This window comes from Alkalibacterium subtropicum (genome assembly GCF_900112455.1).
GTDB classification, from domain to species: Bacteria; Bacillota; Bacilli; order Lactobacillales; family Carnobacteriaceae_A; genus Alkalibacterium; species Alkalibacterium subtropicum.
Genome location: NZ_FOLT01000002.1, coordinates 32,643 through 54,321 on the forward strand (window position 1 = coordinate 32,643; position 21,679 = coordinate 54,321).

Consider the following 21,679-nt stretch of genomic DNA (forward strand, 5'->3'; position numbering starts at 1 on the left):
ATATTGTTCGTATTTAGCTGGATTCCTTGCTGAAGATCCCTGAAATATCTCAGGAAGAGTGACATTTATCTGACAGGCAGTAAAAGCTTCCGGCATGCCAATGAGTCGGCATTCAGGGTACTGACGGCAATACCGAGCTGAGCAATCCCAATGTCACCTTCTTTCGGCGTACTCACGCAGAATACAGCTTGAGCGACCCCAATGTCACCTTCTTTCGGCGTACTCACGAAGAATCCAACTTGAGCAATGCCAATGCTGACTTCTTTCGGCGTACTCACGAAGAATACAGCTTCAGCGACCCCAATGTCACCTTCTTTCGGCGTACTCACGAAGAATCCAACTTGAGCAATGCCAATGCTGACTTCTTTCGGCGTACTCACGCAGAATACAGCTTCAGCGATGCCAATGCTGACTTCTTTTAACGTACTCACGCTAAAAAATTACTTGAGTGATGTCATTGCAGTCGTCATTCAGCTTACTCGAGAAGCATCTTGCGTGAGTAATGTCTATCGGGTGCCGCAACTACTCTCCCAATAGTAAACACAGCGCAACTGGATCGAATAAGGCCTGGATCAGGCCTTAGCCTGATCCCACCTATCTGAAAGGCCTTAGCATGAAAGGATGATGATTGCAGTCACCGGCATCAGATAAAAAGTCTGCGCAGGCAAGACGCAGACTTTTCTTTATTTTGTTTCGATTTCAACAAGCAGGTCATTGGTCTGGATCGTGTCGCCTTCTTTGACAAAGAGACGCTCGACTTTCCCGGCAATGCCGGAACGGATCGTCGTTTCCATTTTCATGGCTTCTGTAATGACGATCGGATCGCCTTTTTCGACCTTGTCTCCACGGTTGACCAGTACTTGAAGGACAGAACCGGGCATGGTGGCTCCGACGTGACCTTTATTTGTCGGTTCAGCCTTTTTACGCACCGCTTTCGTATTCGTCACGTTTTTATCTTTGACTTCGATCTGTCTTCCCTGTCCATTCAGCTCGAAATATAGGACACGGTTTCCTTCCAGATCCGGATCGCCGATCTGATTCAATTTAATGATCAGCGTTTTTCCTTTTTCAAGAGTCACTTCTACCTGTTCACCCATCCGCATGCCATAGAAGAACGTCGGCGTGTCGAATTTGGTTACTTCACCGTACATATTGTAGAAGAACGTATAGTCCAGGAAGACCTGCGGATACATGATATAACTGATCACTTCTTCTTCCGTCGGTTCACGGTCCAGATGTTCGCTTAATTCTTTTCTCACTTCATTAAAATCAAGCGGTTCTTTATATTCGCCAGGTCTTTTTTCTAAAGGTTTATCCCCGTTCAGCACCAGTCTCTGTAGTTTTTCAGGGAAACCGCCTTCGGGCTGACCCAGTTCACCTTTGAAGAAACGCACGACGGATGTCGGAAAGTCCAAGTCTTCGCCTTTTTCATAGACTTCTTCTTCTGTCAGTTCATTCTGGATCATATACAGCGCCATATCCCCAACGACTTTGGAAGACGGTGTGACTTTCACGATATCTCCAAACATCCGGTTGACCACCGCGTACATATCTTTGATATCATCCCACTGGTCTTCAAGACCGAGCCCCTTAGCCTGCTGTTTCAGATTGGTGTACTGGCCTCCTGGCATCTGGTGCGTGTAGACTTCCGTTGAAGCCGCCGGCATGCCTTCTTCAAAGTCAGCATAGTACTTACGGACATCTTCCCAGTAATGGTTAAGCTGTTCCACATTTTTAATATTGTATTTGGGCGCATGCGAAGTGCCTTCCAGCGCATAGTATAGACTTCCCATACTTGGCTGACTGGTTTTTCCACTCAAGGCACTTTGAGCCACATCCACGATGTCCACACCTGCTCGGATCGCTGCACCATAAGTGTAGATACCATTCCCACTGGTGTCGTGCATATGAAGATGGACAGGGATAGACACAGTATCTTTCAGTTCACCGATCAGACGGTAAGCGGCATACGGTTTAAGTAAGCCGGCCATATCTTTGATCGCCAGGATATGTGCACCTGTTGCTTCAAGCTCTTTCGCCATACGTTTATAGTAATTCATCGTATATTTTGTCTGAGATGGGTCAAGCAGATCCCCGGTATAGCAGATCGTAGCTTCGGCTATCTTGTTGTTGTCCCTGACGTACTGGATGCTTTTCTCCATTTGGGGGATCCAGTTCAGGCTGTCAAAAATACGGAACACATCGATACCATTCTGTGCAGCCAGGCGAATGAATTCTTCCAGCACATTGTCCGGATAATTGTCATAACCGACTGCATTGGATCCGCGGAACAGCATCTGGAAGAGCGTATTAGGCATTTTCTCACGAAGTTTTCTCAGACGTACCCATGGATCTTCAGTCAGGAAGCGATAAGCCACATCGAAAGTGGCACCTCCCCACATCTCGACTGAAAACAGTTCAGGAATGGCTTTTTCCGTTTCTTCCGCGATCGACAGCATGTCATGTGTACGCATACGGGTGGCCAGAAGGCTCTGGTGGGCATCCCTGAGAGTCGTATCTGTCAATAAGACCGAGTCTTGAGCCCTGACCCATTCAGCCACTTTCTCAGGTCCTTCTTTATCCAGGATATGTTTCGGATAAACCAGCTTTGTTGAAGGCTGGATGAGTTTTTTAGGCATTCTCGGTTCTTTGAATGCACGCTTCTCTATTTTACCGATCCCAGGGAAGCCATTCACAGTCACATTGCCGATGTATTTAAGGGTCTTATTGCCCCGGTCTCTGATTTTAGGGTATTCAAACAATTCCGGCGTCTCATCGATGAAACGGGTCGTCACTTTTCCACTTCGGAAAGTTGGATGTTTCAGGACATTGATAAGAAACGGGATATTCGTCACGACACCACGAATACGGAACTCGATCAGGGCTCGAGTCATTTTCTGTACCGCTTTGTCATAATCCAGGCCTTCTGTCGACAGCTTGACGAGAAGCGAGTCAAAGAACGGGGTGACCACTGACCCCTGGAAACCGTTTCCGGCATCCAGACGTATGCCGAATCCACCCGGTGAACGGTAGGTATTGATTCTTCCTGTATCAGGCAGGAAGCCATTGGCCGGATCTTCTGTGGTGATGCGGCACTGGATGGCCGCGCCTTGCAGTTTAATGTCTTCCTGTTTTGGAATACCGATCTCTTTATGCAGATCTTGTCCCTGGGCGATCAGGATCTGAGTCTGAACGATATCTATCCCCGTCACCATTTCAGTGATGGTATGCTCGACCTGCACCCTTGGATTGACTTCAATAAAGTAGAACGCGTCATTTTCCAGCAGGAATTCTACCGTTCCGGCATTCACATAGCCAACATGTTTCATCAATTTTACAGCCGTCTGACACAGCTCTTCTCTCAATGCGGGATCCAAGTCCACACATGGTGCAACTTCAACGACCTTCTGATGACGTCTCTGGACGGAACAGTCTCTTTCAAACAAATGGATAATGTTGCCGTGACTGTCACCAAAGATCTGCACTTCGATATGTTTCGGATTAGCAATATATTTTTCGATGTATATATCATCCTGACCAAAGGCCGCTTTTGCTTCACTTTTCGCTCTTTCAAATCCTTCGGCTGCTTCGACTGCATTGTTTGCGACACGCATGCCGCGTCCACCGCCGCCCATTGCCGCTTTCATCATGATCGGGTAGCCATATGTTTCCCCGAATGCGAGCACAGCTTGCACATCACGGACAGGTCCGTCAGTACCGGGAACGGTCGGGATGCCGGCTTCTTTCGCTACGTTTTTCGCTTTGATTTTATCTCCGAATATATCTAAATGATGCGTGTCCGGTCCGATAAAGGTCAACCCTTCTGCTTCACACCGTTCGGCAAACTTCAAGTTTTCTGAAAGGAAACCATACCCCGGATGAATCGCATCTGCGCCAGCCTCCTTGGCAACTTGAATGATGCTTTCACCGTCCAGATAGGCTTCGATCGGTTTTTTACCTTTACCCACGAGATAAGCTTCATCAGCTTTAAAGCGGTGTACACTTGCTTCATCTTCCAGTGCGTATATTCCCACAGTCTCGATGTGCAGCTCAGCCAGCGCTCTGAAGATACGGATAGCTATTTCACCTCTGTTGGCGACCAATACTTTTTTCATCAAATTTTCACCTCGTCTTTATTTATGTGAATAATCTATCATCGTTTTTTAAGCTTACAATCTATTTTACCAGAGTTTAGCCTCAAATAAAAAAGAATTTAAAAAAGCAGCGGATGACTCTACAAAAAAAGAGCGCTTTTCAGCCCCCTTTTTCTTCATTTGATTCGAAAACAGCTTGAAAGAATACTCACAGCCTATTTGTTCCACTCATACACTCACCCTGTTCCTTCCCTCATGTTTGGACTTATAGAGCAGGACATCAGCCATCTCGATCATGTCTGACAGCTGATTGATCGTTTCCGGATAAACAGTGACCCCGATCGATACAGTGACTGGGATACTGATCAGGTTGTGCGTAATGAAATGATGCTGCTCCACTTTCCTGCGTATCGCCTCAGCCAGTTGGACTGCTTCCGCTTTATCACTTTTCGGTAAAACGACTGCAAACTCTTCCCCGCCTTTTCTGAAGGCCATCCCGTTTTTATGGATCACCTCTTCCAGGATACGACCAAGTTCAACAAGGACATAATCTCCAGCAGAATGACCGTAGGCATCATTTGTCCGCTTAAAATGATCGATATCCAGCATGATAAGGGCAACAGATTCCTGGTTCATCTGTGCTTCGAGCGAAACTTTTTCCCAGAAAGCCTCGAATCGTCTGACATTACTTAGACCAGTCAGAAAATCCGTTGAAGATTCGATCTGATATTTATTGAAGAGATATTCGGAGTTCCTTATGTAATTAACGAGGTAGACCGCGGACATACCCGCTAGTGTGGAAATCAACCAGAAAAGTAGAATCAGCGGTGCCAGATTCATCCCTTCGATCAAATAAATCAGGAAAAAAGTCACGATAATATTGGAATATAAAGTGAAGAACATCCCTTTCTTCAAAATGTTTTCTTTATTTTTGAAGAATTCATCCAATACTAAATATCCTGCCAGCAAAATCCCGATCAGATAAACGGCACTTTCGGCCGATCGCCCTGCACCGATCTGAAAACGGCTTAACCCAATCACCAGACTGCTGATCAAAGCCGGTCGTTTCCCTACAAAGAGGACAAGCAGCATGACCGGGATATATCTGAAATCTAAAATGGTGTCGCCATTGACTCGTATAGAAAAGTACATCAGGAGATACCCCAGGAAGCCGCCACTCAATCCATCTATGATCATTGAAAGTCCCGGCACTGAAGACTTCTTATGACTACGCCATCTCACTTGCATGTAGATGAAAATCAGTGAAATAACGATTGAAAAATTAACAAACAAATCAGGAACCATTACATACTCCTTCTATTACTTTAAATTTAATCAGGTTCAATTCGGTTCTACATTCTGTCAGATCCTGCGTTTTTATCGCTTTACATAATAAGAGTGTATCATGTTCTTTGCCTGGAGACAAAACGGCTTCAGTCCTTTTGGGTCGTGCAGCTCGGTTGGGCAGACCGTTCACTCATAGGTCTGAGGTGCTCAACTATACGTTTTCAGTCTGAAGCTGACTTTCCCCACTCGGTGCAGGTTCAACAGCTCAGGGCTAGAGGAAAACATTTCCTTTACACATGTTGCACAGGTTCGCTCCACAGGATTTTATGACCCACTTTTCGTAACGTTTTAGGGGGACTTTCTTAGCCCCGCAAAACACTTCCTCCTGATCAGGTAACTGTTCTGGTATGAAAAGACCTTTATAAAGCGAAAAGACTGGGACGTCTTGTCCCAGCCTTTTCGCTCAGCTATTCCTTTTTTTAAATCTACTTAAACACCGCGATCAGAGAAAAGATAGCGATATAGATCAGTGTGATGGTCGCACCCGGAGGCGTCCCCAGATAATAAGAGCCCATAAGTCCCATTATCATACCGATCAACGCCACACCGATACCGATGAAGATGACCCCGTTAAAGCTCTTGCTTAGCCTTATGGAGATCGCGGCCGGCAGGATCAGGATCGCAGATACCAGCAGGGCACCGACGATCGGCATGATCAAGGCGATCGTCACACCGGTCAGGATGTTAAACATCACCGACATGAACTGGATCGGAAGCCCTGCTGTGTAGGCTGTTTCTTCGTCAAACGTCAGAGTGTACATCGGCTTGCGGAAGATACTGTACAGAACGATGATAACCACGGTCAGAATGAGCAGCATCCAGACCTGCTGGACAGATATCGTCACTATGGAACCGAAGAGAAACTGCTGGATACTGACTGTGGCGCCGCTGTCGTTCAGTCCCATAAGTACAAGGGCAGTAGCCATACCTCCAGACATCAGGATCGCGATCGATATCTCAGAATACGTCCGATAAACCTTTCTGAGGTATTCAAGGATCCCGGCCACGATCACGACGACCAGGATATTCACCCAGGTCGGGTCATACCCAAGAAGCAGACCTAAAGATACCCCCGCCAGTGATACATGAGACAAGGTATCTGCCATCAGTGACTGACGTCTCAGGATGAGGAACAGTCCCAGCATAGGTGCGATCAGTGAAATGAGGATGGATGCTTGGAACGCTCTTTGCATGAATCCATAGAGAAACATCTCCACGGCGATCCCTCCTTCCTGATCAGCTCGATATGTTTGTTGGCATAATGGCGGATTTCTTCATGGTCGTGGGTCACCATCAGAATGCCTTTATCATGATACTCACTGGCATGCTGAAGGAGTTTATAGAACTCTTCTCTTGAATCGACATCCATACCGGTCGTCGGCTCATCCAGGATAAACAGATCGGGATCCATGGCAAAAACACGCGCAATGGAAATGCGCTGTTTCTGTCCTCCGGAGAGTTCGCCGATTTTTTTGTGGCGCATCGCCCACATGCCTACAGATTCAAGTGACTTCTTCACATGTTCTTTGTCTTCTTTATCTAACTTTTTGAACCATTTCCCTCTTGGGTAACGTCCGGAACTGACCAGCTCCAAGACTGTACTTGGAAAACCGGCATTAAACGAAGCCACTTGCTGAGGGATATAACCAACGACCAGCTTATCACCCTCTGTGTTTTTTTTAGATAAAGTGACGGATCCTTTTGTCGGCTTCAGTAAACCGAGAATGTTGCGCAGCAGTGTGGATTTCGCTGCACCATTCTCACCCGTCAGTATGGCAAAGTCCCCCGCATTGACTTCAAAGCAAATATTTTCAAGTACGGGCTCATCTTCATAGTGAAAGGCCAAGTCATCCACTTTTATATACTGCATACGATTCCCTGCTTTCATTTTAAACTCCTGTTAAAATATGGTTTTACTGGATACTCATTTTCAGTGCTTCCAGATTCCTTCTCATAGCTTCGATATAACCCTGACCGTCATCTTCTACAGCTTCCGGTAAAGATTCCAGACTGTATAATTCAGCGACTTCAGCGCCTGTTTCGTTGGCCACGGTTTCTGCGATCGCCGAATTGGCGCCTTCCTGGAAGTAGATCACAGGAATGTCGTATTCTTCAACGAGCTGATTGATTTCAGCGATCCTTGAAGGACTGACTTCGACCTCAGTCGACAATCCACCTACAGCCATTTGAGTCAGATCATAACGGTGCGCTATATAACCGAAGGCCTCATGCTGAGTGACGAAACGTCGTTGTTCAGCATCACTGAAGGCTGCTACAAAATCTTCGTGCAGGTCCTGCAGATCACTCTGATAGGCTTCAGCGTTCGCTGTGTAAGTTTCAGAACGATCCGGATCAAGGTCGATGAAGGCTTCTTTCATTGTCTCCACCTGTTCCTGAACCAAAACAGGATCCAGCCAAATATGCGGATCGACTGCATGTGCGTGATCTTCTTCAACCTCTTCCTCTTCGTGGTCATGATTATGTTCATCTTCAGCATGATCATCTTCTCCAGCCTCGATCAGCTCGACTGCCTCGGCCTGTTCAACCACTATAAGATCTTCATTATCCAGAGAGGCCAGCATACTCGGTACCCATGTTTCCATTTCATCACTGCTGTACACGAACATGTCCGCATCATTGATCATTGCCATGTCTCTGGCGCTCGGTTCATAGTGATGCACATCGGTCCCGCCGGTGATCATCATTTCGATATCGGCGTGATCGCCAGCTACCTGGTCAGTGAACGCATAGACCGGGTAAAATGTAGTGACGACAGATACCTTTTCCTCTTCTGTTGAAGCAGTATCTGTTTCTTCGTTCGTTTCATTCGTTTCGTTTGTTGCATTTCCTTCAGAACTTGCATTGTCTTCAGTCGTTTCCTGCGACTCAGGTGCACAAGCGGCGAGTGCCGACAGAGAAAGAAGTGAGATAAGTACTTTATTTAAAATTTTCATTTGTGTTATCCTCCAAATTTTTTAAATCGTAATCATTACGATTTAAAGAATAGCATTTTTCTCTGTCTGCTGTCAAGATTTTTTTCCTTATAACGTTCGAACCAGATAGACCTCTTTGCAGAAGCCTTTCAGGCCATTGACGATACGCTGAGCCTTCTTCATATTTTGAGTCAGGCCATAAACCGTCGGGCCTGTCCCGCTCATCAGCGCAGTATCTGCACCGAATTGCAGCATCTTATCTTTGACTTCGATGATCAAAGGATTCTGTTTCACTGCCTGAACTTCCAGGGCATTCCCGGCATAATGGACAGCCTCTTTAAAAGAATGGTGTTCAATGGCTTCACGCATCGCTCTGATATCATACGATGAAAGCCGACTGATTTCCAGATCCTTAAAAACTGTCCAGCTGGAGATCCCTTTCGGTGGTTTGACAAGGATCACCCATGCTTTAGGGAACGGAGGGATGGGTTCGACGATTTCACCTCTGCCGGACACAAAAGCGGTCTGATTATAGACGCAGAAAGGTACATCCGAACCGATCTGTTCTCCCAGCCGAGCCAGTTCGTCAAGAGAAAGTTCCAGCTTCCATAAACGGTTCAGTCCTCTGAGCGTCGCTGCCGCATCGCTGCTTCCCCCACCCAGTCCGGCTGCGATGGGTATGTTTTTTTCTATATAGATATCCGCTCCAAAAGTGACCTCATACGTATCTTTAAGCAGCTGGGCTGTTTTGTAAACGATGTTCCGTTCATCTAAAGGCATGAACGAGCTGTTCGAATCTAATGAAATCCTCCCATCAAGCACACTGAACGTCAGCCGGTCGGCCAGATCGATAGACGTCATCAGCATTTCCATTTCGTGAAAGCCGTCCTCTCTTTTGCTGAGAACATTCAGGCAGAGATTGATTTTAGCCGGTGCTTTTTCGTATAGAGACAAGAACGTTCCTCCTCTCATTATTGGATTATCTATTTCCTATTGTAAATGAGTTTACCCTTTAATGAAAAAGAAAGGACCGTTCCACATAATGAAAATATTCTCGCGCATAAAAAAAGTAGCATAATTTAGAATAAATTACACTACCGGATCTGTAAATTCTGTTTAGCTCAGTACACGTTCGACTTCTTCAGAGAACTCGACTTCCACAGCATGCGTCAATACATCTGTATAGTTATAAGAAACTCTTTCCACTGCATTTTCTTCCTGATCAAGCTCTACGACGAAAACTGAAGGATACGTTTCTGTTAAAATACCTTTGCGTTCTGTCGTCTTTTTTCTTCCAGCCTGGGCAATCAATTTGATTTCTCTTCCTATTTGACTGTCCAAGGTTTTCTTAATGCTCGCTAAAGTAGTTGGCATATTTCGACTCACCTCACAAAGTAGTATATTCATTATACCACTAAAAACCGAAAATTAAAAGCTTTCGGACGGTTAAAGATAGGATTTTATGTGAAGATTAAATTATAATGAGGTGACTATTCCTTTTATACCAGATATAATGCCGGAAATCATGAAACCTTTTTAATAAAAGGCGTAACTGGCAGGCGCTAACGTTCGTGTTTTCCACATCTGACTTATTCTCATCCTGGAGCGGATCTAGACAGCCGTATCTTTTCTGGACAAGCCGGCCGCACTGAACGCGTTGGACATGCGTCCGAATTCTTCGATAGACAAGGTTTCCCCCCGTCTTTTCGGATCGATGCCGGCAGACGTCAGTGCCTCAGACATTTTCTCTTTAACCGTCTGTTTTTTGCCGAATGCCACCTGCAGATTGTTCCATAAAGTTTTTCTGCGCTGGACGAAAGCCGCTCGGGTCAGTGTGAAAAACAGTTCCTCGTCTTTGACGTCTATACCCATCGTCGCTTTTCTGCTCAGTCTGATGATGGCAGAATCCACATTCGGCTGCGGCATAAAGACCGTCTTGGGCACTGTGAAGGCCACTTCTGCGTCCATGTAGTACTGGACAGCTATGGACAAGGAACCATACGCCTTCGTACTAGGCTGTGCGGAGAGACGGCTGGCCACTTCCTTCTGCATCATCAGTACCATGCGGTCGATGGGCAGCTGCGATTCCAGGAATCTTATAATAATAGGTGTCGTGATGTAATAAGGCAGATTCGCGACGACCACGATTTCTTTGGCATCCTTTAGATGTGATGCATAAAAAGCCTCCAGGTCCACATTCAATATGTCTTCATGAATGATTTCGATGTTGTCGTAAGGAGACAGGGTATCCGCAAGGACGGGCAGCAGGCGGTCATCTATCTCAAAAGCGATCACGTTTCCTGCCTGCTTGGCCAGCTGTTCCGTCAAGGCTCCGATTCCGGGCCCGACTTCGATTACTGTGGTGCGGTCAGAAACCTCACCCGCCTCAACGATGTTTCTTAATATATTGGTATCGATGATAAAGTTCTGTCCCAGACTTTTCTTTGCGGAAAGTCCGTATGTCCGCAGAATTTCTTTGGTACGATTAGGTGTTGCGATATCTTTATGCGTCATTGTCTGCTTGTTCCTTTCGTATCTTCGCTAATGCCTGTTCAACGTCTCCTTCTGAAAAGCCGAACATGGTCAGGCGCTTCTTCAGCTGCTTGCCGTTGGTGTAGCCGATGCGCAGTTCTTCGCCAAGGGCTTCCCGCAATTCCCGCGCTTTATCAGAGCCGATCAGTCCCTCTTTGATCAGAAAAGACTGACTCACGGTCTCTTCTGCATCGATACGTTCTTCAACGACCTGATCCAGAGCTTCGCGTATGTCTTCAACTGAAGCATGTTCGATGCCTAGACTTGCTTTCGCCGATTTTCTGTGACGGCCCTGATCTCGTGTAATGAAGGCGTGTTTGACCCCAGGGACATGCATCGAGATGATTTTACGGATCTTTTCACCCGGACCGTCCGGATCGGTAAAGACGATGACGCCTCTGGTCTCCTGGGCTAAAGCGATCTGTTCCAGTATTTCCTGACTGATCGCGGAACCGCGTGTTTCGATCGTATCCGCGTCGACCGCCAAAGCGAGACGCTTCGTATCGTCTTTTCCTTCGACCACGATGATTTCTTTGATCTTTTCCATTGCTATCTCACCTTATTCTTCCAGTCTAAAAAGACGCATAGCATTCTGAGTCGTCTGCTCAGCGACTTGTTCGAGTGTCAGCCCGCGTTGTCTGGCGATTTCTTCAGCTACGTACTTGACATAGGCTGGTTCATTCCGCTTGCCCCGGTTAGGCATCGGCGCCAGATAAGGGGCATCGGTTTCCACAAGCAGCTTTTCAAAAGGCACCTGCTTCGCCACTTCTTTCACTTCCGGCGCATTTTTAAACGTAACGACTCCACTTAGTGAAATGTGCATGCCGATATCCAGGAATTTCTCCATCCAATAAGTGTCCAGATTGAAACTGTGCATGATCCCGCCAGTATCCCCGGCATATTCTTCTTTGAGTATTTTATAGGTATCTTCTGTCGCATCCCGGTTATGGATGCTGATGGGAAGATCCAGCTCTTTTGCGACTCGGATCTGACGTCTGAAAGCATCATGCTGAACAGGCTTTGGGGCTGTGTCCCAGTAGTAATCCAGGCCCATTTCGCCCATGGCAACGATTTTGTCCCCTTGCAGCTGTTCCATAAGCTGATCCTCGACCGCGTCTGTATAGCTCGCCGCTTCAGTCGGGTGCCAGCCGATGATGGAATAGACGCCCTCGTAGGCTCGGCTCAATTCCAAAGATTTTTTTATCGTTTCCGTATCAAAACCGACCACCGCCATACGGGTCACCTGATTCTCTCTGGCTCGCTCAATGGCTTCCTTTTCTTCACCTTTGAACCGGTCGACATTTATATGTGTGTGTGTATCAAAAAGCATGGTTTCTCTCCTTTGTTTGTCTCGCTCGTCTCATTCAGAATACACCATGAACAGAAAAATTCCAACAAAGTCAAAAGACGCATCTCCTCTCTTTGCTGGAATTTCTGATTACGTTATGTCTGTCTTAAGCCACGATGGAGCCATTCGGCATATGAGCTGGCGCTTCGATCACAGTCAGGTTGCCCTCTGTATCTTCAGCAGACAGGATCATCCCCTGGCTGATTTCACCGCGCATTTTTCTCGGTTTCAAGTTGGCTACGATGACGACTTTCTTTCCGACCAGTTCCTGTGGATCAGGATAAAAGGCTGCGATACCTGATAAGATCTGACGGTGGCCGCCTTCATCTCCGGCATCCAGTCTGAATTTCAGCAGTTTATCTGCCTTTTCAACTTTATCAGCCGCAACGATTTCCGCTACTTTAAGCTCCATGCGGTCAAAAACGTCGTACTTGATTTCTTTGTCCTTGACCGATGTCAATGTTGTATCTTCCGGAACGAATGCTTCCATATCTTCTGTTTCTCCTTCATCTGTAGCTGTCTGGCTCATCCAGCTTTGGATGACTCCCGCTTCTTCTTCCACGTCTAGACGCGGGAAGATCGGTGTGCCTTTTTTAACGACCGTATTCGGTTCATCATGCTTCGTAAAGGATACCTTGTCAAAGGCAACATCTTCTTCTGAGAACCCGAGCTGTTCAGCAACGGCTTTTGATGTGTGCAGCAGGATAGGCTGAAGCAGCACAGCAGTAATGCGCAGGCTTTCAGACAAGTGAGCCATGACACTGGCTAATTCCTCCCGCTTCGTTTCATCCTTGGCTAATACCCAAGGCTCCGTTTCATCAATATACTTATTGGTCCGTGAAACGAGCTTCCAGACCGACTGCAAAGCAGAACTGAACTGCATCTCAGACATGTTGACTTCGTATTCTTCAACTGTTTCCAGTGCCTGCAGACGCAGGGCTTCATCAAAGGCGGTCACATCCCCTTCATAATCCGGGATCACGCCGTCAAAGTATTTATTGATCATGGCCACTGTACGGTTGACCAGGTTCCCCAGATCATTGGCTAAATCATAGTTTATGCGGGAAATGAAATCTTCCGGAGTAAATACGCCGTCGCTGCCGAACGTGACTTCACGCATCAGGTAATAGCGGACTGCATCCACGCCGTAGCGTTCAACGAGTTTCTCTGGGTAGACGACATTGCCTTTAGACTTGGACATCTTACCGTCTTTCATCAGGAGCCAGCCGTGTCCGAAGACTTGTTTGGGCAGGGGCAGATCGAGTGCCATCAAAAGGATCGGCCAGTAGATCGTATGGAACCGGACGATCTCTTTACCGACCATATGCACATCGGCCGGCCAGTATTTTCTGAATGTTGCCGGCTGTTCGTCAAAGCCGCCCAGATCCGGATCATAACCTAAGGCTGTGATATAGTTCGTCAGGGCATCGATCCAGACATACACGACGTGTCTTGGATTCGAAGGTACTTCAACGCCCCAGTCAAAGGTCGTACGTGACACAGCCAGATCCTCCAGACCCGGTTTAATGAAGTTATTGATCATTTCTTTTTTGCGTGATTCAGGCTGGATGAATTCAGGGTGCGTGTCATAATACTCGAGCAGACGGTCGGCATACTTGCTCATTTTGAAGAAATAAGATTCTTCTTTCACCCATTCGACTTCATGTCCACTGGGAGCGACGCCACCAGTCACATTGCCGTCTTCATCCTTGAAGACTTCAGCCAGCTGGGTTTCAGTGAAAAATTCTTCATCAGAGACAGAATACCAGCCGGCATAGTCTCCCAAATAAATATCGCCCTGCGCCAGGAGTTTTTCAAAGATCTTAGCGACCACTTCCTTATGTTTAGGACGGGTGGTACGAATAAAGTCATCATTTGAGATCTCAAGAGTTTTCCATAGAGACTGAATGCTTTCAGCCATCGTGTCCACATACTCCTGTGGCGTCTGATTCAGTTCTTTCGCCTTTGTTTCGATTTTCTGACCGTGCTCATCTGTACCTGTAAGATAAAAGGTATCGAAGCCTTTCAAACGCTTGTAGCGCGCTAAAACATCACAGGCAATAGTGGTATAGGCATTACCGATGTGCAGCTGGCCGCTCGGGTAGTAGATGGGGGTTGTAATGTAAAACGACTTTCTCTCAGACAACTTAATGTCCTCCTTTAATTTACTTTAGTTTGCTCGTTCAGTGTGCAACACACATTTCTTAACTAGTATAGCATAGGAACCCCTGCCGAAAAAGAACGGAATAAAGAGACTCAGATAAGTCCGAAATGCTTCAGTGCTTTTTCGATCCCGTCTTTATCCACGTCGTCCGTCACATGATCGGCGATCTCTTTGACGTTGTCCCAGCCATTCCCCATGGCGATACTGGTTTCTACGTACCCCAGCATTTCAAGATCATTGGGGCTGTCACCGATAGCGTACGTGTCTTTTCTATCCACACCCACATGATTCAGATAGTGTTCGATCCCCGTCGCTTTGGAGATGCCTTTACTGATGACATCCACGGTATAGTGATTGGATCGGGCAAAAGCCAGATCGGTAAAGGCCTGTTTATACTGTGCCTCTTCGCCCTCGGATGTTTCGATAATGACCTGATAGATGGGTTTCCCTTCGTAATCTTCCGGTTTAGGCGGCTTCTTGATCAGTCGGCTGAAGAACGACAGCTGAATGGAGCCGGGAATCAGTTTCACCAGCCCTTTGAGCAGTGTCAGTACAGAACTCCGCTTAGCCAGAGAAACGATGGAATTGCTGAAAATATCTTTAGCCCCGCACAAAATGATGCCGTCATTCTTGTCTACTGCCCGGCTGACCAGCTGCTCGACGGTCTCTGCTTGGATCGGGTTGTGATAGACGACTTCACCGTCATGGACCACAAGCTGACCATTCATTGCAATATAACTATCAATGCCGAGTTCCTGACGCACTTCTTCTATCAGAAGGGGCGCGCGTCCTGTAGCAATGACAGGCCATACATCGTTGTCCTTTAACTTCTGTATGGCACGTTTTGTCGACGGCGGAATATTGTTGTATTTGGTCACCAATGTCCCGTCTATATCGAGAAAGACTATTTTTGTCATATAAGTATCCCACTTCCTTTAAAACTTCACTTCTATTGTAACATGCCTGGTCATAGGGGGCCTATAATAAAGCAGAAAAAGAAGGCAGATACCAAAAACTGTCTGCCTTCTTCTCTATTCAGCTATTCAGCCCTTAAACTTAACTGTCAATCGATTTCATCCGGGTTAGCCCAGACGATCTCACTGATGGCATCGATGATATCCTCACCTAAATCCAGAGCAAGCAGTGCACTGATGACCCGTGCGCTTGATTTCCCTCTTAAAATCGAGTTGTAGATTTTTTCTTTCTGACTCGCCGGCAGCTGTGCCCGGTCGAGGAAGCGGAACAATTCACCGTGCATATCGTTCTGCTTTAGTTTCACTTCTTTTAAATAGACAGTATATTGTGAATCTATCGGCTGTTTTGGTATGACCACGTTCGTTATTTTGCCTTTCCGGAAGACTTCAACGTCGATAAATTCATCATTGACATAGACTTCCGGCATAGTCTGACAGGCAAAGCCGACTAGTGATATAGTAAACTGACGTTCAGCGGGAAGAACATCCTGATTTCCTTCCGGTTCATTTATCTGGAAGATGGACCACTCGTCCTCGTCCTCTTTCCAGATCAGGGACATCTTCGTGGTCACTTCCTCAACACCTTTGCCCAGGCCGTCATCCTCATATAGAGAGAAGCTGCCGTTGTCCCCGGCATACACTTTCACTTCCATCTGTTCCGGATTACCTGTGTGGTTACTATAGCTTTGGTCAAGAGGAACGATCCCCCCAGCTTTGACAAAGACCGGATAAGCGGACAGCGACCGGTACATATCGATCATACGGTCTCCTTCATAGGCACGGTTGATAAAGAAATCGTACCATCGGCCTTCTGGAAGCCAGACTTTGACTTTACCCAAGCGCAGATCCTCTCTCAGAGGAGTCGTTATAGGCGAAACGATCATCTGAGTGCCGAAATAATACTGATTCGGCACTTCATATGCCTCTTCTTTCCATGGATAATGGTAATACATCGGGCGGATGAGCGGAAAATCGTCAAAGTGGTTGATCACATTCATCGTGTATAAATACGGAACCAGACGGTGTCTCAACTGCAGGAATTCCTTAACGATCTTTTCAGCGTTATTACCGTAGCGCCAAGGCTCTTTCCCGCTGAATTCACCGTCCTGACTGTGCAGTCGGTTGATCGGAGAAAAGACTCCAAATTGGACCCACCGGACGAACAGTTCATTGTCTTTCTTGCCGCCATAGTGTCCGCCGATGTCATGACTCCACCAGCCATAGCCGACATTCGATGCGGTCGCTGTAAAGTAAGGCTGAAAATCGAGTGAATCCCAGGTCGCAGCCGTATCGCCGGAAAAACCGATCGGATATCGGTGTGAGCCTAAGCCGGCATATCTCGAGAACACGAGCGGACGGCTCTCCCCTCTCCCGTTATCGAGGAAATGATAGTGGTTGAGCATCCACAAAGGGTCCAGTCCTTCCACTTTTGTGACGCTGCCCTGCTGCCAGTCGATCCACCAGAAATCCACACCTATCTCTTCGTGCGGGTGATGCAGATATCTGAAGTAAGCATCTAAAAATTCGTGATTCGCGATATCAAAATTGATCGGTTTCTTCTCTTCGATATCCACACCCATTTCTTTGGCCATCGGTTCGTACATTTCTTCATAAGGCTGTACACCGTTCGCCGGATGAAGGTTCAGCGTCGTACGCAGCCCATGATCCCCCAGCCAGCTCAGAAATTCATCGGGGTCAGGAAACAGATCGGTATCCCAGGTGTAGCCTGTCCAGCCTGAACCATATTCCGCCGGCACATCAGTAAGATGCCAGTCCATGTCGATAACAGCGACCGAAAACGGGATGTCTCTTTTTTCAAATTCATTGATGAGGCGTTTATACCCTTCCTGGGAGTACGGGTAATAACGACTCCACCAGTTCCCTAAGGCATAACGTGGAAGCATAGGCGTCTTCCCGGTCAGGTGATGGTAGTCCTTCAGGGTACCTAAATAATCCCGGCCGTAACCGAAGAAATACATATCAGTGATCCCTTTCGGACGTTTTTCGACCCAGCCATCGTCTGTCAGCCGCATGGACTTGCTGTCGTCAAAGACCGAATACCCGTTCTTGTTCATCAGCCCTTCTTCAAGTTCGATCGCCCCATCGGCAAAGTCGAGCGTCCGTGCGGTGCCTTTCAATGTGTCGGGACGGTCACCGAAATACCAGGTACTGTGGTAGAGACTGTAGTTCCCGATGGCTTCTATCCGCAGATTGTTTTTAGTAAACCCGCCTTCTTCCTTATGAAAGATAAGGTGAGCTTTGGCGGTGATGATCTCAATATATTCATCATTTTCTTTTTTATTGAATTCTGGTGTATGGAAATTACGATTTAAAACCGTTTGCGTGGCACGGTCTTCAAATTCCCCGCTCTTGGCATACTCTATACGAAAAAGCGCAGAGGTTAAAACTGTAAAACGATAATTTTTCCAGATAACCTGTGACTCAACAGGAGCTTCAGGCTCTCTATCTAAATTAAACACTTCTTTTCTTTGCTTGACCAAGTCTCATCATCCTTTCTCATTGACTCTTAATTATATTTTAGCATACACCAAATATTTCTCCACTTAAAAACGATCAACAATGTTAATAAACGAACGTGAAAGTAGAAGAAGATTTCCATCTTTTCATGACGTCCTTTTGTGACTGTTGACTTCCCCGTTGCAATCCCTTATACTAACTGAGATGAATACTTTCAGCGATGAACAGGCGCAGTAGTTTATCTGATTTTTCAAGAGAGCGGATGGCTGGTGAAAATCCGTATGATCAGTTAAAACGAAATACACCTTGGAGCTTTTCTCTTTGGAGACGCACCCCGGCGTTATGGGGATGAGTGAAGTCAGTGTCTGCATTGACTTTGATCTGGGTGGTACCACGGCACTGTTCGTCCCGGCAGAAAGCATAGGCTTTTTGCGGGGCTTTTTTTATTGCATAAAATCATGAAAAGGGAGAATACTTGACTATGAATATACTAGACGAACTGGAATGGCGCGGCGCCATCAACCAGCAGACAGACGAAGAAGGTCTGCGGGAACTGACAAACGAAAAAGATATCGCCTTATACTGCGGGATCGATCCATCCGGAGACAGCATGCATGTGGGACACTTGATCCCTTTCATGATCCTGAAACGATTCCAGCTGGCCGGCCATAAACCAGTCATCCTGATCGGTGGCGGGACAGGATCGATCGGGGATCCCAGCGGACGTAATTCCGAACGTGTCCTCCAGACCATGGACCAGATCGAGATGAACGCTGAAAAACTGAGCGGTCAAATGCGCCAGCTGTTTGAGGCTGGTTCAGAACAATCCGGCATCAAACTCGTCAACAACTATGACTGGCTGAAAGAGCTCTCTTTCCTGGACTTTCTGCGTGACTTCGGTAAGGAGTTCAACATCAACACGATGCTGGCGAAAGACGTTGTCTCAAGCCGTTTAGATACTGGCATCTCCTTTACTGAATTCAGTTATCAGATCATCCAGTCTGTGGACTTTTTGCATCTCTTCCAGAACGAGGATGTTCAGCTGCAGATCGGGGGTTCCGATCAGTGGGGCAACATCACCGCAGGTCTGGACCTGATTCGTAAAAAAGCAGGTCCTGATGCTAAAGCCTTTGGACTGACCATTCCCCTGCTGCTGAAAGCGGACGGCACGAAATTCGGCAAATCAGCAGACGGTGCAATCTGGCTGGATCCTGAAAAGACAACGCCTTACGAATTCTACCAGTTCTGGTTCAACCAGGATGACCGCGATGTCGTCAAATACTTGAAGTACTTCACGTTCCTTTCAAAAGAGGAAATCGAAGAGCTGGCTGAACAAGTGGAAACTGAACCGCACAAGCGTGCCGCTCAAAAAGCTTTAGCTGAAGAAATGACACGCTTTGTCCATGGTCAGGAAGCACTGGATGAAGCCATCAAGATTTCTCAGGCCTTGTTCTCTGGCGAGATCCAGGAACTGACAGCGGACCAGATCGCAGCCACCTTTAAAGATGTGCCATCATCAGAAGCTCCGGCCGGTGAGCATGGTCTGGTCGAGTTTCTCGTAGATGTAACGAAGATCGAACCCTCAAGACGTCAGGCACGTGAAGACATCAAAAACGGCGCGATCCGTATCAAAGGCGTTCAAGTCAAAGACGTCGATTACATCGTGACAGAAGACGACAGTTTCGACGGCCGTTTTGTTATCGTACGCAAAGGTAAAAAGAAATACTTCCTGGTTCATCTGGTTTAAAAGAGTCACTATGATGAAGCTGCTGTATCTCTGTCGAGGTACAGCAGCTTTTTTTATCAAGTAACAGGTCTTAGACGAGGAGATCTACAGGTGAGTGCATATCAGATGTCTTTTAACTAACAATGAGACAAATTCCGATCAGGTTAAGTCCATCCATTGTGTGTCATCTTTTGAATGAACCGAAGCAGGTGCTGATTCGGCTCATTCAGACTCCCAGCACTTTCATAAAAGCCGTACTACAGTCAGGTTCGGTCTATTCATAGTGCTCGACCTTTTCTATGAACCGAAGTTGCGACGATTCGGCTCATTCAGGCTCCCGGTACTTTTATATAAGCCGTACCTCGATCAGGTTCGGTCTATTCATAGTGCACGACCTTTTCTAGGGACCGAAGTTATGACTATTCGGCTCATTCAGGCTCCCGGCATCTTAGAATAAGCCGAATAGTCACAAAAAAACAAGGACCACTGTAATAGAAAAAGGATCCAGCCTTCAGATTAAGAAGGCTGGATCCTTTTTCTATTAACTTAAGCTATTTAATTGTAGAGTTAATAAAAGCCGGTTTCTCTTTTATTAACTCTTCTGCATTTGTTTTTCGGGTCAAGAGGAGAATTGGTTTCTTTTAGCAGCTGCTTAGACTTAGGATGCATGAGATCACAGAAAATCGGCCATCTTCGGGTAATTCTTTAGTCATTAATCATCGAGTTATAAGAAGATACCCTCTGTTTTCATAACTCCAGGTTTTTTTCGATTTGTGTTACTATAAAAGACCGTTCTTCTACTGACCCCTATTATAATTTTAACTGAGTTAATAGAAGTTTCCTCTTGTTCTAGTAACTCGCTGGCCATAATTACTTTAGTCTCTATAACTTTTATATCCTTCTGTTAACTTCCTATCGGTGACTACATTAGTGATCAAAAGACGACCTGCAAAAAAACCAAAAAAGTCCAATCACATTTAAACTGTGATTCGACCCTTTTAGTTCTAGTTAAAGAAGTTTCTGATCGCTTCCCATAACTGACTGAAGAAATTGCCGATCTGATCGAATAGACCGCTGTCTTCAGCGTCTTGCCAGACATCACCGAACCGGTCTCTAATGTTATCTGACAGATTTTCAAGCTGTTCTCTGACCTGAGCGGAGTCGATGGCCCCGGTCTGCTGGTAGCGTTCAAAGAAAGCCAGCAGGCGGTCGATCTGCTCCTGACTGATCACGTTCTGCAGGTTATTGTTTTCCAGCGCTTCATTGATGATGCGCTCAATATCCTCACGTGTGGCCAGCTCATTCTGCTGTTCGCGGAGTTCAGCCAGCTGCTGCTTGATCTCAACGATCGCTTGGTCAAAACGGGAAGTATTGAATGCTTCATTCCCTTCATTTGCCTGAGCGATATCGTTGGTCGTTTCCAATTCTTCCTGAGCCACTTCCATGCGGTCCTGATCCAGCTCTTCACCGTTCACATCAAAAGCTTTATAGATACCGGTCAATGCACTTTCGCCAGTAACAGGTCGGATGCTGGCAACCATGATGGTCACGTCTTCTACACCTGCTGTGATGGCTGCATTGGCATACTGTTCTTCCGTTATTTCCGTGATATCTTGCGGTGTTTCGATCAGTACGCTGACGCCGTCGCCTTCATCTTCTCGCTGAACCAGAACGGAAGAAATCATGCTTGCCGTGTTTCCGGATCCGGTCCCCAGATAATTCTGCAGATCTTCACCCGTCACATCCACACTGGCAACATTTTCTCTGTTATCGATCCCCAATAAGTCCGCTGTTTCATCGATTTGTTCCTCATCCAGCCCGCCGCCGTAGACAAAGGTCGGCAGTCCCCAGGCTTCATCCACGACACTGGTATCGATGCCTTCAGAAGCACTGACAGTTGAGATGGGAACCAGCGCCAAGACAGTCCATACGGCAATACAGCCCACTTTACTTTTTAGTTGTCTGATCATTTTGTTCTCTCCTTTAGAAGTAACGCATTCTAGTAAATGCATGTATAGTATACCACCATCCTGCTTTTTTGACTATCGACACAAAAAAGCACTGACAGACGGGCTTCTGCCAG

General features: G+C 46.7%; 16 protein-coding genes and 1 other annotated feature. Of the genes, 1 reads left to right on the plus strand and 15 read right to left on the minus strand.

Translation table 11 applies throughout. The features are described from left to right. Positions 1 to 65 precede the first annotated feature (65 nt). The 14 genes from BM049_RS02025 to BM049_RS02090 all read right to left on the minus strand — a co-directional run bounded on the left by BM049_RS02025 (position 66) and on the right by BM049_RS02090 (position 17,893). Entirely contained in the window at positions 66 to 431 is a 366-nt protein-coding gene (locus BM049_RS02025; RefSeq protein ID WP_091528279.1) for a hypothetical protein, read from the minus strand. 252 nt (positions 432 to 683) lie between these two features. Beyond that, positions 684 to 4,115 (minus strand): pyruvate carboxylase, encoded by a 3,432-nt coding sequence (locus tag BM049_RS02030; RefSeq protein ID WP_091528280.1) that lies wholly within the window; start codon positions 4,113 to 4,115, stop codon positions 684 to 686. A 207-nt stretch (positions 4,116 to 4,322) separates the two neighbouring features. After that, positions 4,323 to 5,306, minus strand: a complete 984-nt coding sequence (locus BM049_RS02035) for a diguanylate cyclase (RefSeq protein ID WP_177188557.1) — start codon at positions 5,304 to 5,306, stop codon at positions 4,323 to 4,325. A gap of 560 nt (positions 5,307 to 5,866) precedes the next feature. Beyond that, the gene (locus BM049_RS02040; protein ID WP_177188558.1) at positions 5,867 to 6,658 is read right to left on the minus strand and encodes a metal ABC transporter permease; all 792 of its coding nucleotides are present in this window, start codon (positions 6,656 to 6,658) and stop codon (positions 5,867 to 5,869) included. Continuing rightward, a complete protein-coding gene (locus BM049_RS02045) occupies positions 6,595 to 7,311 on the minus strand; it encodes a metal ABC transporter ATP-binding protein (RefSeq protein WP_091528707.1) in 717 nt (238 codons plus the stop codon). Before BM049_RS02045 ends, BM049_RS02040 begins: the two co-directional genes overlap by 64 nt. A 43-nt stretch (positions 7,312 to 7,354) precedes the next feature. Next, entirely contained in the window at positions 7,355 to 8,395 is a 1,041-nt protein-coding gene (locus tag BM049_RS02050) for a metal ABC transporter substrate-binding protein (RefSeq protein WP_091528285.1), read from the minus strand. A gap of 87 nt (positions 8,396 to 8,482) precedes the next feature. Continuing rightward, complete coding sequence (gene ispE, locus BM049_RS02055; RefSeq protein WP_091528286.1) at positions 8,483 to 9,328, minus strand: 4-(cytidine 5'-diphospho)-2-C-methyl-D-erythritol kinase; 846 nt, start codon at positions 9,326 to 9,328, stop codon at positions 8,483 to 8,485. A gap of 162 nt (positions 9,329 to 9,490) precedes the next feature. Next, positions 9,491 to 9,748: a Veg family protein gene (locus BM049_RS02060; RefSeq protein ID WP_091528288.1), complete on the minus strand. Its 258-nt coding sequence runs from the start codon at positions 9,746 to 9,748 to the stop codon at positions 9,491 to 9,493. Positions 9,749 to 9,985: 237 nt separating this feature from the next. Then, complete coding sequence (gene rsmA / locus BM049_RS02065) at positions 9,986 to 10,888, minus strand: 16S rRNA (adenine(1518)-N(6)/adenine(1519)-N(6))-dimethyltransferase RsmA (RefSeq protein WP_091528289.1); 903 nt, start codon at positions 10,886 to 10,888, stop codon at positions 9,986 to 9,988. Continuing rightward, positions 10,878 to 11,453, minus strand: a complete 576-nt coding sequence (gene rnmV, locus BM049_RS02070) for a ribonuclease M5 (RefSeq protein WP_091528291.1) — start codon at positions 11,451 to 11,453, stop codon at positions 10,878 to 10,880. The genes rsmA and rnmV overlap by 11 nt, the downstream gene beginning before the upstream one ends. Before the next feature lie 12 nt (positions 11,454 to 11,465). Continuing rightward, a complete protein-coding gene (locus tag BM049_RS02075) occupies positions 11,466 to 12,236 on the minus strand; it encodes a TatD family hydrolase (RefSeq protein WP_091528293.1) in 771 nt (256 codons plus the stop codon). 124 nt (positions 12,237 to 12,360) lie between these two features. Continuing rightward, a complete protein-coding gene (gene metG / locus BM049_RS02080) occupies positions 12,361 to 14,400 on the minus strand; it encodes a methionine--tRNA ligase (RefSeq protein WP_091528294.1) in 2,040 nt (679 codons plus the stop codon). 110 nt (positions 14,401 to 14,510) lie between these two features. After that, the gene (locus BM049_RS02085; protein WP_091528296.1) at positions 14,511 to 15,335 is read right to left on the minus strand and encodes a Cof-type HAD-IIB family hydrolase; all 825 of its coding nucleotides are present in this window, start codon (positions 15,333 to 15,335) and stop codon (positions 14,511 to 14,513) included. A gap of 146 nt (positions 15,336 to 15,481) precedes the next feature. Next, on the minus strand, positions 15,482 to 17,893 hold the full coding sequence (locus BM049_RS02090; RefSeq protein WP_218147179.1) for a glycoside hydrolase family 31 protein: 2,412 nt from the start codon (positions 17,891 to 17,893) through the stop codon (positions 15,482 to 15,484). A 188-nt stretch (positions 17,894 to 18,081) separates the two neighbouring features. Beyond that, positions 18,082 to 18,284 (plus strand) — a binding site (T-box leader). A gap of 67 nt (positions 18,285 to 18,351) precedes the next feature. Here BM049_RS02090 and tyrS point away from each other — a divergent pair. After that, entirely contained in the window at positions 18,352 to 19,617 is a 1,266-nt protein-coding gene (gene tyrS / locus BM049_RS02095) for a tyrosine--tRNA ligase (RefSeq protein ID WP_091528298.1), read from the plus strand. Positions 19,618 to 20,600: 983 nt separating this feature from the next. Here the strand turns inward: tyrS and BM049_RS02100 are convergent. Then, entirely contained in the window at positions 20,601 to 21,566 is a 966-nt protein-coding gene (locus BM049_RS02100) for a DUF1002 domain-containing protein (protein WP_091528299.1), read from the minus strand. Between the last annotated feature and the right edge of the window lie 113 nt (positions 21,567 to 21,679).

Bases quoted from the DNA above. Each gene is read 5' to 3' on its own strand.
- BM049_RS02075 (WP_091528293.1), bottom strand. From the start codon at position 12,236: ATGCTTTTTGATACACACACACATATAAATGTCGACCGGTTCAAAGGT.
- BM049_RS02100 (WP_091528299.1), bottom strand. From the start codon at position 21,566: ATGATCAGACAACTAAAAAGTAAAGTGGGCTGTATTGCCGTATGGACT.
- BM049_RS02045 (WP_091528707.1), bottom strand. From the start codon at position 7,311: ATGCAGTATATAAAAGTGGATGACTTGGCCTTTCACTATGAAGATGAG.
- BM049_RS02050 (WP_091528285.1), bottom strand. From the start codon at position 8,395: ATGAAAATTTTAAATAAAGTACTTATCTCACTTCTTTCTCTGTCGGCA.
- BM049_RS02060 (WP_091528288.1), bottom strand. From the start codon at position 9,748: ATGCCAACTACTTTAGCGAGCATTAAGAAAACCTTGGACAGTCAAATA.
- tyrS (WP_091528298.1), top strand. From the start codon at position 18,352: ATGAATATACTAGACGAACTGGAATGGCGCGGCGCCATCAACCAGCAG.
- rnmV (WP_091528291.1), bottom strand. From the start codon at position 11,453: ATGGAAAAGATCAAAGAAATCATCGTGGTCGAAGGAAAAGACGATACG.
- BM049_RS02030 (WP_091528280.1), bottom strand. From the start codon at position 4,115: ATGAAAAAAGTATTGGTCGCCAACAGAGGTGAAATAGCTATCCGTATC.
- BM049_RS02085 (WP_091528296.1), bottom strand. From the start codon at position 15,335: ATGACAAAAATAGTCTTTCTCGATATAGACGGGACATTGGTGACCAAA.
- rsmA (WP_091528289.1), bottom strand. From the start codon at position 10,888: ATGACGCATAAAGATATCGCAACACCTAATCGTACCAAAGAAATTCTG.